Raw genomic sequence first — 12,243 nt, forward strand, 5'->3', positions numbered from 1 at the left:
AAAGTACGCTTTACAACAAGGAGAGTTGTTTTTATATAAGTATATTGATCTATTTTACACCTTGTAGGAACTAGTATCTAAAACAACTATACTTTTTAATATGTACAAAAAAAAGACCTTGCTATACAACAAGGCCTTTATATATTGAATGAATTATAATATCTTAGTGATGTAATTCTTCTTCTCCGTCTTTCATTGGAACATTTTGAGGAACAAAATCATCATCATGACCTGGTTTGCTATAGTCATATGCCCAACGGTGTACTTCAGGTAATTCGCCTGGCCAGTTTCCGTGCATGTGTTCTACAGGAGCAGTCCATTCAAGTGTATTCGATTTCCATGGATTTTGTACAGCTTTCTTACCATAGAACATGCTATAGAAGAAATTCCAGAAAAATACCAATTGGAATGCAGAACCTACTATAGCAAATCCAGTAATTAATACATTCACATCTGCTAATTCATCAAATAACGGGAAGGCAGAATTTGTATAATATCTTCTTGGTAAACCAGCCATTCCTATAAAGTGCATTGGGAAGAAAACACCATACGCACAAACAGCCGTTACCCAGAAATGTATATAACCTTGTGTTTTATTCATCATTCTACCAAACATTCTTGGGAACCAATGGTACACTCCAGCAAAGAAACCATATAATGCAGAAATACCCATTACTAAGTGGAAGTGAGCAACCACAAAGTACGTATCGTGTACATTAATATCAAGTGTACTGTCTCCTAAAATAATTCCTGTTAATCCTCCTGTAATGAAAGTAGAAACTAAACCAATTGAAAACAACATAGCTGGATTTAATTGTAAGTTACCTTTCCACAAGGTGGTGATATAGTTAAATGCTTTTACAGCAGAAGGAATTGCAATTAATAAGGTTGTGAAAGTAAATACAGAACCTAAAAATGGATTCATACCTGAAACGAACATGTGGTGACCCCATACAATCGTTGATAAGAATGCAATAGCAATGATAGAAGTTACCATAGCTCTATAACCAAAGATTGGTTTTCTTGCATTTGTAGCAATAATTTCTGAAGTAATACCTAATGCAGGTAATAATACGATATATACTTCAGGGTGTCCTAAGAACCAGAATAAATGTTCAAATAATACTGGTGATCCTCCTTGATAATGTAAAACTTCTCCTTTAATAAAGATATCTGATAAATAGAATGATGTACCAAAACTTCTATCAAAAATCAATAATAAAGCAGCGGACAATAATACAGGGAATGAAATAACTCCAATAATAGCTGTAACGAAGAATGCCCAAACTGTTAATGGCAATCTTGTCATAGTCATTCCTTTTGTTCTTAAGTTAATAACTGTAACAATATAATTTAATGATCCCATTAATGAAGAAGCAATAAATATAGCCATAGATACTAACCATAACGTCATACCCAAACCTGAGCCTGGAATAGCTTCTGGTAAAGCAGATAATGGTGGATAAATTGTCCAACCCGCAGAGGCAGGTCCTGATTCTACAAATAATGAAATAATCATGATAACACAAGACACAAAAAACATCCAATAAGACAACATGTTCATGAATCCTGATGCCATGTCTCTTGCGCCTACTTGCAATGGAATTAACAAGTTACTAAATGTACCTGATAATCCTGCTGTTAATACAAAGAATACCATTATGGTACCATGAATCGTAACTAATGCTAAATAAATATCATTACGCATTACACCTCCTGGTGCTAATTTTTCACCTAAAAATATTTTAAATACCTCAAATGATTCCTCTGGCCATGCAATTTGCATACGGAAGAATAACGATAAAACTATCCCTACTATCCCCATTAACAAACCAGAGATTAGGTATTGCTTAGCAATCATTTTATGGTCAATACTAAAAATATATTTAGTAATGAATGTTTCTTTATGATGACCGTGATCGTGTGACATACTATTTATATTTATTTAAATCTAAATTTTATTATTTAATAACTTGAGCCATTGTTTTTGTAGTATCTACTACTACTCCCGTTGCTGGTGCTGCAGGATCTACTTTAGGAGCAGATGCTTCTTTAACAGCTGTAGCGATTGTTTTTTGTTCTTTTAACCATTTTTTGTAATCTGCTTCAGACTCAACAATAATTTTAATTTGCATATTGTAGTGTGAAGCCCCACAAATTTTATTACATAATAATAAGTAATCAAATGTGTATGGTTCTAAAGCGGGTAATCCTTTTGCAACAAGTTCTGCGCTTTTTTTAGTTCTAATTTTATTGATTCCTGCTACTTTTTCAACAATCTTTGGATCGTTTCTCATGTCCTCAGTAGTAACCGTTGGCGTGAATGCAAATTCAGTAACCATTCCTGGCACACAATTCATTTGTGCTCTGAAGTGAGGCATATAAGCAGAGTGTAACACGTCTTGTGAACGCATTTTAAAATGCACTTTTTTACCCACAGGTAAATGTAATTCAGTAACAACTTTATCATCTTGAGCAGCAGGATCTGCCATATCAACACCTAAAGTATTTACATCTTTAATATACCTAACATTAGCCTTACCTAAAGTGTTATCTTCTCCTGAATAACGAGCTTCCCAAGAGAACTGTTTAGCGTATAATTCAATATTTATTACTTCTTCGCCTTCTTCAACATTCATTATATTGTTCCAAGTATACAATCCATAAAGAATTAAACCTGCTAAAACAATTACAGGAATAATAGTCCAAATAGCTTCTAACTTGTTGTTGTCAGCAAAATACAATGCTTTTTGACCTTCTTTTCCTCTGTATTTAAATGCAAAATAATGCAATAAAAACTGTGTAAACGTTTGCACAATAAAGATAATAACCATTGATATATACATCAAATTATCATAATCTGTACCGTGTTCTGACGCTGGTGTACCTAAAACAAATCTTCCCCACTTAACTAGAGAATAAATCGTAAAAATGTAGATAAAACCAACAAATGCAAACATTAAATATCCATTAACATTATTGTCTTTGTCTGTTGCAACTTCTGAATTTTCAGCAGCTGCTTTTTCTTGTGTTAGACTAAATATTTTAGATAATTGCCAAATCGCAACTCCTAATAAAACTACAATTATAAGTATCAATAAACTGTTCATTTGTTTATTACTTTAAAATATTAATAATGAAAATGTTTGCTTTCCTCGATATATGGATTTCCTTCTGAAACAAGAGGTGCTTTGGTAAGTGCAGTAAATACCACAAATATAAACAACCCTAAGAAGAACATTACTGAGCTGATTTCAGACACACCAATAAACCATTGATCACCTACTGTTGCAGGCATAATCATGTTATAGAAATCTAAATAGTGACCTGCTAAAATTACAACCCCAGCCATTACAATAACCCAAGTTAATCGCTTGAAATCAGCATTCATTAAAATTAATAATGGGAATAAGAAATTCATAGCTACCATGCCGAAGAAAGGTAAGTTATAATGTTCAATTCTTGTGATGAAATAAGTAACTTCCTCTGGTATATCTGAATACCAAATCAACATAAATTGTGAGAACCATAAATAGGTCCAGAAAATACTAATTCCAAACATAAATTTAGCTAAATCATGTATGTGACTTTTATTTACTTGTTCTAATAAACCTTTTGATTTAAGATATAACGTAATTAATGTAATTACCGTAATACCACTTACAAAAAAGCTAGCAAACACATACCATCCAAACAATGTACTATACCAGTGTGGATCTACTGACATAATCCAATCCCATGACATAATAGATTCTGAAACAATAAAGAAAACTAAGAAAGCCGCTGCAGCTTTGTAATTTTTCTTAAAGAAGCTTAAATCTTTTGTTTGATCTAAAGCAATTGAATTTTTTCTAGAAATATATCTATAAAGATTCCAACCCGCTAAAAAGATTACAGCTCTTATTAAGAAGAATGGAATATTTAAAAACCCTGATTTTCCTTGAATTAAATGATCTTCTTTAACAACATCTGCGTCCATCCATACAAACATATGATTGTAACCAAAATGCAGTGAAGCTAATACCAATAAAATAATAAAAATAATTGAACCAGGTAATAAATAACTAGAAACACTTTCCATTACTCTAAATACTATTGGAGACCACCCCGCTTGAGCTGCCCATTGAATAGCATAAAATGCCAATGCGCCAACAGCAATTAACATGAAGAAAATACAAGCAACATATAATGCTGACCAAGGCTTGTTTTGCAATTGGTGTTTCACATGAGCAATATGCTCTTTGTGCTCCGCATCATGGTCTACATGTATTTCTTTTGCTTTAGTAACTACCACGTCGCTATCATGATGATCTGCAACTGGAAGTACTGCAACAGCTGTAGAATCATGAGAAACTTCTGTAGAATCAGCTACTTGAGCTATTTCATGATGCATTGAATCTTTTTCTTCATGAGCAGTTACTTCATGTGTCGTAGCATGTTCTTGTGAATGAGAAGCAGATGCCGTAGCATGAGATTCATGATGTGCACCACCGTGGTGTGCTTCTTGCTCTTTTAATATATTTTCAATATCTTCATCTGTTTTAGGCGTAGTAAAGAAACCATAACCGATTCCTAAAATACCTACAACCATCAGGATAAATGAAAACGTTTTTAATCTACTTGAAAACTGGTACATATCTATTATTTTCAAAAATGTATTACTATTTTAATTCTGCTTTAAGTTTCAACACATAGTCTGCCACTTGCCATCTTTCTTCTTTTGATAATTGATTAGCATGCGAACCCATAGAATTGATTCCGTATGTAACTACGTGAAAGATACTTCCTTCAGTAATTTCTCTATCTTTATAATTAGGAACTCCGGCAAATTTTTCTCTTTTTGCTAAATTACCTTTACCATCACCTGCTTCACCGTGACAAATAGCACAGTAAATATTGAATAATTCTTTTCCTTTTTCTTCATTTTTTTGCTCAGCTGTTAATGGCGATTTTAATGAAGCTTTTGCTAAAGCATATCCTTCTGGAGTATTAGGAATTTCATAAGGTGTAAAACCTCTTTTAATTGTTCCTTCTGCTGGAATTAAACCTTCTTTGCCTCCCGGAAAAATAGCATGTTCTGAATATGTTTCATAAGAAACCGGCTCATACATATTAGGGAAGAACTGATAGTTTGGTTTTGATTTGTCAAAACATGATGTGCTTAATAAAGCTACACCAGCTAATACAATACTATTTAAAACTTTTCTCATCACTCCTCTATTTTTCAATTACTTTTACTTCGATAGCTCCTGTATTTTGGAAAAAAGAAACTAATTCTTCTTCATTACCGTGTACACCAACTTCCATTAAAAAATGATCATCAGTTGTTCTTACATCTGGATTCTCTGCTTTTTTAAATGGCCATAATTTACTTCTCATGTAAAATGTAATTACCATTAAATGGGCTGCAAAAAACACTGTACCTTCAAACATTACTGGAACAAAAGCAGGCATATTTTGGTAAAATGCAAAACTTGGTTTTCCTCCAATATCTTGTGGCCAATCTAAAATCATTACATAGTTTAATAAATTTGCATAAATAATTAAACCTGTTATTCCATATAAAAAGGCACATATTGCTAATCTAGTAGAAGCTAAACCCATTGCTTTGTCTAGTCCATGTACTGGAAATGGTGTATATACTTCTTCAATGTGATGATGAGCTGCTTTCGTTTTCTTAACTGCATCTAACAAAACATCATCGTCATTATATATCGCGTGTATAACTTTATTACTCATAATCTTAAATATTAATGATGATCGTGACCTGGTTTACTATCTCCTCTTTCTCTCTTGAAATTATCTCCAGAAGACTTTAAGATTGTTTTTACTTCTGCTTGAGCAATTACAGGGAAACTTCTAGAATATAATAAGAATAATACAAAGAAGAAACCAATTGTTCCAATGTAGATTCCAGCATCAACAAATGTTGGTTGGAACATCGTCCAAGAAGATGGTAAATAATCTCTATGTAAAGAGGTAACAATGATTACAAATCGTTCAAACCACATTCCTATATTTACCACAATAGAAATAATGAATGAAAATGCAATACTTGTTCTTAATTTTTTAGACCACATGAACTGAGGTGAGAATACGTTACAAGTCATCATTAACCAATATGACCACCAGTAAGGCCCTGTAGCTCTATTCAAGAAAGCATATTGTTCATACTCTACTCCTGAATACCAAGCTACAAATAACTCAGTAATATATGCACAACCTACTATTGAACCTGTAATCATGATTACAATATTCATTAATTCGATATGTTGAACCGTAATATAATCTTCTAAATTAGACACTTTTCTCATGATGATTAACAAGGTGTTTACCATAGCAAATCCTGAGAAAATAGCTCCAGCTACGAAATATGGAGGCAAAATTGTAGTATGCCAACCCGGGATAACTGAAGTTGCGAAGTCAAATGATACAATAGTGTGAACAGAAAGTACAAGTGGCGTAGCTAAACCTGCTAACACTAATGAAACTTCTTCAAAACGTTGCCAATCTTTAGCTCTGCCACTCCATCCAAAAGAAAGGATAGAATATACTCTCTTAGTAAATGGAGTAACGGCTCTATCTCTTAACATTGCAAAATCTGGTAATAAACCTGTCCACCAGAAAACCAATGAAACAGATAAATAAGTAGAAATTGCAAATACGTCCCATAATAATGGTGAGTTAAAGTTTACCCATAATGATCCAAATTGATTTGGAATTGGTAATACCCAATACCCTAACCATGGACGTCCCATGTGAATAATTGGGAATAAACCCGCTTGTACTACTGAGAAAATAGTCATGGCTTCAGCAGAACGGTTAATAGCCATTCTCCATTTTTGACGGAATAATAATAATACCGCTGAGATAAGTGTTCCGGCGTGACCAATACCAACCCACCAAACGAAGTTAGTAATATCCCAAGCCCAACCAATTGTTTTATTTAATCCCCATGTTCCAATTCCGGTAGAAATGGTATAAACCATACATCCTAATCCCCAAAGGAATGCAGCTAATGCAATAGTAAATACTGTCCACCATAGTTTATTAGCTCTTCCTTCTACAGGTCTAGCAACATCAACTGTTATATCGTGATAACTTTTATCACCAATAACAAGAGGCTTTCTAATGGGTGCTTCGTAATGAGACATAATCCTTTATATTGTATTTCTGTTATTAAATTTCTTTATCGTTTCTTACTTTCACGTGGTAGAACACATTTGGTTTTGTTCCAATATGCTCTAACAAATGATATGATCTATCAGATTCAGCTAATTTTGCCACATCAGAAGTAGCATCATTAACGTCCCCAAAAATCATAGCTCCTGATGTACATGCTGCAGAACATGCTGTTGCAAATTCATTAGTTTCAACTGCTCTACCTTCTTTTTTAGCTTTCAAGATGGTTGCTTGAGTCATTTGAATACACATAGAACATTTTTCCATTACCCCACGAGAACGTACATTCACATCTGGATTTAACACCATACGACCTAAATCGTCATTCATGTGGTAATTAAATTCATCATTCTTATTGTATAAGAACCAGTTAAAACGACGTACTTTATATGGACAGTTGTTAGCGCAATAACGTGTTCCAACACATCTGTTGTAAGCCATATGATTTTGACCTTGACGAGAGTGTGATGTAGCTGCTACTGGACAAACTGTTTCACATGGTGCATGATTACAATGTTGACACATTACAGGTTGGAAAGCAACTTGTGGATTTTCTGAAGGATCTTCCATACTTGTGAAAGTAGAAATAGAGCTCATTAATCCGTCTGCTGATTCTTTTTTATCAATATCACCTGCAAAAGTTTCCTCTGAAGAATAATATCTATCAATACGTAACCAATGCATATCACGGCTTCTTCTAACTTCAGATTTACCAACAACTGGTACATTATTTTCAGCATGACATGCAATTACACACGCCCCACATCCTGTACAAGCATTTAAATCTATTGATAAATTAAAATGGTGCCCTGTTGAACGATCAAAAGAAGTCCATAAATCAACCTTAGATGCAGGCGTTTCTTTATGATCTAATGAAACAACTGGTTTTGGGTTATATAATTCAACCTCACCCGAGTCATTTGCTTTATTGAATACAGATAAAGTAGTATCCTTGATGATATCTCCTCTACCCATTAATGTTTTTTGTAATTGAACACAAGCAAATTCGTGTTCTCCATCTGCCAAAGTAACTGTTGCAGATTGATTTGCATTACAATTAGCATATACTGTGTAAGCATTAACACCTACTTGCATTTCTTCTTTTAATGCTTCTTTTTTACCATATCCTAAAGATAAACCGATAGTCCCTACAGCTTGACCTGGTTGAATAACTACTGGCACTTTTTCCAAAGTAGCGTTTCCTACTTTTATTGAAGTATAACTTCCGTTTAGTCCTCCATTTGCAACATTCCAGTTTTTCAACCCTAACTTTTCAGCATCAGCCTTAGAAACAGTAACATAGTTATCCCAAGATACTCTTGTAATAGGATCTGGAAACTCTTGTAACCATGGGTTATTAGCTTGCTGCCCATCACCCATGCCTACTTTAGTATATAATACTAAATCTAAACCTGTTGATTTTGCATTTGCTAATTTAGTAGCCGAAGCAGCATAATTTGCGCCTTGTGTAGCTACTGAACCTGCACCAAGAACAGTGAAACCATCATGTACTGCTTGATTCCATGATTTTCCTCCTAATAACGCTGGAGCAAATCCTTTTAAGAAATCATAATACGTTGTTGGATTATCTGTCCAAGTTAATAATGCTTCTTGGAATTGTTTTGTATCAAATAAAGGTCTGATGGTTGGTTGCATCAAACTATAATTAGAACGTGTTATCATAACATCGCCCCAAGATTCTAAATAATGTGTAGCAGCAGCAGCTATTGTTGAAATTTTAGCTGTTTCGTCCTCTTTAGTAGAAAACGCAACTGATACTTTTACTTTACCTAATCCTGCAACAAACTCTTTTGCATTTGGTAAAGTATATACTGGATTTACACCACTCATAATTAATATATGAACTTTACCAGCATTCATATCTGCTACTAACTGATTCACAGCTTTTGCATCTCCTTTTCTAACTAATTTAGCATCTGTTGGATTAAATGCTTGTGATTGCAATGCATTGTTAATGGCTAAAACCAATAATTGAGCATCTAAATCATCTAAGCCTGTTACCACAACTCCTTTAGAAGCAGAAGCTTTTAGTTGTTGAGCTGCTTTTTCAACATCAGCATCATATTTTGCTAATTTTCCAACAGCTACATTTGAACCTGTAACCGCATTGTATAATTTTACTAAAGCTTTCTTTTGGTCTGCAATAGTTAATGGAATTCTTTTATCAGCACTTGCACCCGCTAAAGACATATTTGCCTCAATTTGGATGTGCTTAGACATTTTCCCGTTTTTAGGAACACGTCCTTTTGCATAGCCTGCATCAAAACCTCCTCCTTGCCAATCTCCTAAGAAATCTGCACCTACAGATACAATTGTATCAGCTTTTGAGAAATCATAATTAGCTAATGCTCTGAAACCATATACTGTTTGAAAGGCATCTAAAGCATTTGTTTCAGAAACCGCATCATACACTACATGTTTTGCATTTGTATATTTTGCCGTTAAATCACCAATTAATTTATCAGTTGAAGGACTTGACATCGTATTGGTTAAAACCACAACAGCTCCACCATTCGCTTTTGCTTCTGATAAACTTGCTTTTACTTTAGTATGAACTTCATTCCAAGATGATTCTTTTCCTGCAATTTTTGGACCTTTAAGTCTTAAATTGTCATATAAAGACAATACGGAAGCATGCACTCTTGCATTTGCTCCAGAAACCGCACCTTGTAATTTGTTATTCTCTACTTTTATTGGACGACCTTCACGTGTTTTGATTAAAATATTTGCAAAATCAAACCCATCAGCAATAGTTGTAGCATAATAATCTGCTACACCAGGGATAATTTCTTCTGGTTGAACTACATAAGGAATTGATTTAATTACAGGTCCTTCACAAGCAGCTAATGAAGCAGCAGCTGTACTGAATCCTACATATTTTAAAAAGTCACGACGTGAAGTAGATGAATTGGTTAGATTCTCTTTATCACCTAAAAATTCATCAACTGGAATTTGTTCAACAAATTCGTTGTTTTTTAGCGTCTCAACAATAGAACTGTTTTCATTTAGTTCTTCAACACTTTTCCAGTATTTTTTGTTTGATGCCATTGTATATAGATATTAGCTTCTTAAATTAATATTAATAGTGACATTTACCACATTCCAAACCACCCATGTCAGCAGCAGTTAACTTAGATTTGCCATATTTCTTCGACAATTCTGCGTGGATTTTTTCGTAATAACCATTCTCTTCAACTTTCACATTTGTTTCTCTGTGACAGTTAATACACCAACCCATAGTTAACGGTTGATCTTGTTTCATGATTTCGAAAGTTTCTACTTTACCGTGACATTTTTGACATTCAATACCACCAACAGTTACGTGTTGTGAGTGATTGAAATAAACAAAGTCTGGTAAATTATGAATTCTAACCCATTTTACTGGTTTCGTTTTTCCTGTATATTTTTGTGTAGCTGGATCCCAACCTACAGCATCATATAATTTTTTGATTTCGCCAGTATAGAATTCTTTTGAATAATCAACATAAGTCGAATCTTTATCTCCTTGGAATTCAGAGATGTTTTTATGGCAATTCATACACACATTTAATGAAGGAATACCTGCGTTTTTAGAAACTCTTGCAGAAGAGTGGCAGTACTTACAATCAATACCGTTATCTCCAGCATGAATTTTATGTGAATAATGAATTGGCTGAATTGGCTCATAGCCTTGGTCTACACCTATTTGCATGAAATAACCATACATATAGTAAGCAGAAACCAATAAGAATAAAATAGCAGACACTAAAACCAAGAATTGATTTTGAGCAAATGCTTTCCATAATGGTAGTGATTTTGGTTTTTCTTCAAACTCAATACCTTTAGCAGCTATTACATTTCTTAATAATTTATTAACCGTAATTAACATGAAGATTAAAACTGCTAGCACTAAAACTAATGCCCCTAAGATAACTGTATTTGAAAAACCTCCATCTGTTTCGCTTCCGCCAACCTCTGTCCCTGGAGTTTTTGCAACAGCAGGCTCCTCTTTCGGTTGCATAGTGTACGCGATAATATTATCAATATCAGCATTTGACAATTGAGGAAAAGCCGTCATGGCTACTTTGTTGAATTCTTCATAAACCTTAACAGCTTTTGCATCTCCAGATTTAATCAAATCAGCACTATTATGAATCCATTTGTACAACCATTCTTTGTCATACTTGTCACCAACACCTCGCAAGGCAGGACCAGTCATTTTTTGATCTAACTTATGACAAGCCGCACAATTGGTATTAAACAATTCTTTTCCTTTTGCAGGATCTCCGGCTCCAGCTGCTGGAGCTGCTGTTGCATCCGGAGCAGGTGCCGGAGCAGCTGCTGGTTCTTGTGCACTTACAGCAAAAGCGAACACAAATGTTAACGCTAACGAGAAGAAAGTTTTTGAAAACGATTTAGGGTTACCCACCTTTTTCATATTAAAATTGATTACTAACTAATTTGGTATGATTTTCGCAATTCAAACGACTGCATTCATTTAATCACACTTTTTTTAAAACTCGGACAAAAATACAACATTAGAATAATTATCAAAACCTTAAATTTATCTTAAAATGTAATTTATTTTAATTCTAAATAAGAATAAATCATTTATTTTAAAACTTAATTATATTTTTGTAGCAAATAGCATTCATTATGAAGACATTAAAAAATAACGTTCAATTTTTACTCGTTTTAACAACTATACTAATTTGGCAAAATATTTTTTCTATGAAGCGTTTATTTTCGTTTCAACAAGACCCAAAAGTAGAACAATTATTAGCCGAAAAACGAAAAGCAAATGCTGCTATAACGATAAATGATAAATATAAAATTCAAATTTTCTTTGGCTCTATTGAAGACTCTAAAAAAAATCTAACACAATTCAAAAAGGAGTTTAAAGACACTGATGGCACTATTGTTTTTAGTAACCCCTCCTATAAAGTTTGGGTGGGAAGTTATAAATCAAAAATAGAGGCGGAAAAAGCGTTAATTGGCATAAAAAAGAAATTTCCTTCAGCTTTATTAATTAACCCAAATAAAAAGTAATTCCTATTTTAC

Annotated in this window: 9 protein-coding genes; 1 reads left to right on the forward strand and 8 read right to left on the reverse strand. The window is 33.7% G+C overall.

The genetic code is table 11. The features are described from left to right. Nucleotides 1-163: 163 nt before the first annotated feature. The 8 genes from RF683_RS09170 to RF683_RS09205 are packed head-to-tail and all read right to left on the reverse strand — an operon-like array spanning nt 164 to nt 11,620. Nucleotides 164-1,930, reverse strand: a complete 1,767-nt coding sequence (locus tag RF683_RS09170; protein ID WP_309531990.1) for a cytochrome c oxidase subunit I — start codon at nt 1,928-1,930, stop codon at nt 164-166. Nucleotides 1,931-1,961: 31 nt separating this feature from the next. Then, nucleotides 1,962-3,110: a cytochrome c oxidase subunit II gene (locus RF683_RS09175; protein WP_309531991.1), complete on the reverse strand. Its 1,149-nt coding sequence runs from the start codon at nt 3,108-3,110 to the stop codon at nt 1,962-1,964. A 20-nt stretch (nt 3,111-3,130) separates the two neighbouring features. Further along, on the reverse strand, nt 3,131-4,636 hold the full coding sequence (locus tag RF683_RS09180; protein ID WP_309533168.1) for a quinol:cytochrome C oxidoreductase: 1,506 nt from the start codon (nt 4,634-4,636) through the stop codon (nt 3,131-3,133). A gap of 25 nt (nt 4,637-4,661) precedes the next feature. Next, a complete protein-coding gene (locus RF683_RS09185; RefSeq protein WP_298659668.1) occupies nt 4,662-5,210 on the reverse strand; it encodes a c-type cytochrome in 549 nt (182 codons plus the stop codon). 7 nt (nt 5,211-5,217) lie between these two features. After that, nucleotides 5,218-5,739 (reverse strand): DUF3341 domain-containing protein, encoded by a 522-nt coding sequence (locus RF683_RS09190; RefSeq protein WP_309531992.1) that lies wholly within the window; start codon nt 5,737-5,739, stop codon nt 5,218-5,220. Between the two features lie 11 nt (nt 5,740-5,750). Then, a complete protein-coding gene (gene nrfD / locus RF683_RS09195; protein WP_298659708.1) occupies nt 5,751-7,157 on the reverse strand; it encodes an NrfD/PsrC family molybdoenzyme membrane anchor subunit in 1,407 nt (468 codons plus the stop codon). 22 nt (nt 7,158-7,179) lie between these two features. Further along, nucleotides 7,180-10,251 carry a TAT-variant-translocated molybdopterin oxidoreductase gene (locus tag RF683_RS09200; protein WP_309531993.1) on the reverse strand — a complete coding sequence of 1,024 codons (3,072 nt, stop codon included), beginning with the start codon at nt 10,249-10,251 and terminating at the stop codon, nt 7,180-7,182. A gap of 31 nt (nt 10,252-10,282) precedes the next feature. Next, nucleotides 10,283-11,620: a c-type cytochrome gene (locus tag RF683_RS09205; protein ID WP_309531994.1), complete on the reverse strand. Its 1,338-nt coding sequence runs from the start codon at nt 11,618-11,620 to the stop codon at nt 10,283-10,285. Nucleotides 11,621-11,838: 218 nt separating this feature from the next. Between RF683_RS09205 and RF683_RS09210 the strand changes: the two genes are divergently transcribed. Further along, on the forward strand, nt 11,839-12,231 hold the full coding sequence (locus RF683_RS09210; protein ID WP_309531995.1) for an SPOR domain-containing protein: 393 nt from the start codon (nt 11,839-11,841) through the stop codon (nt 12,229-12,231). The last annotated feature ends 12 nt before the right edge of the window (nt 12,232-12,243 follow it).

The sequence above is a fragment of the Flavobacterium sp. 20NA77.7 genome (assembly GCF_031326205.1).
Taxonomy (GTDB): Bacteria; Bacteroidota; Bacteroidia; order Flavobacteriales; family Flavobacteriaceae; genus Flavobacterium; species Flavobacterium nakdongensis.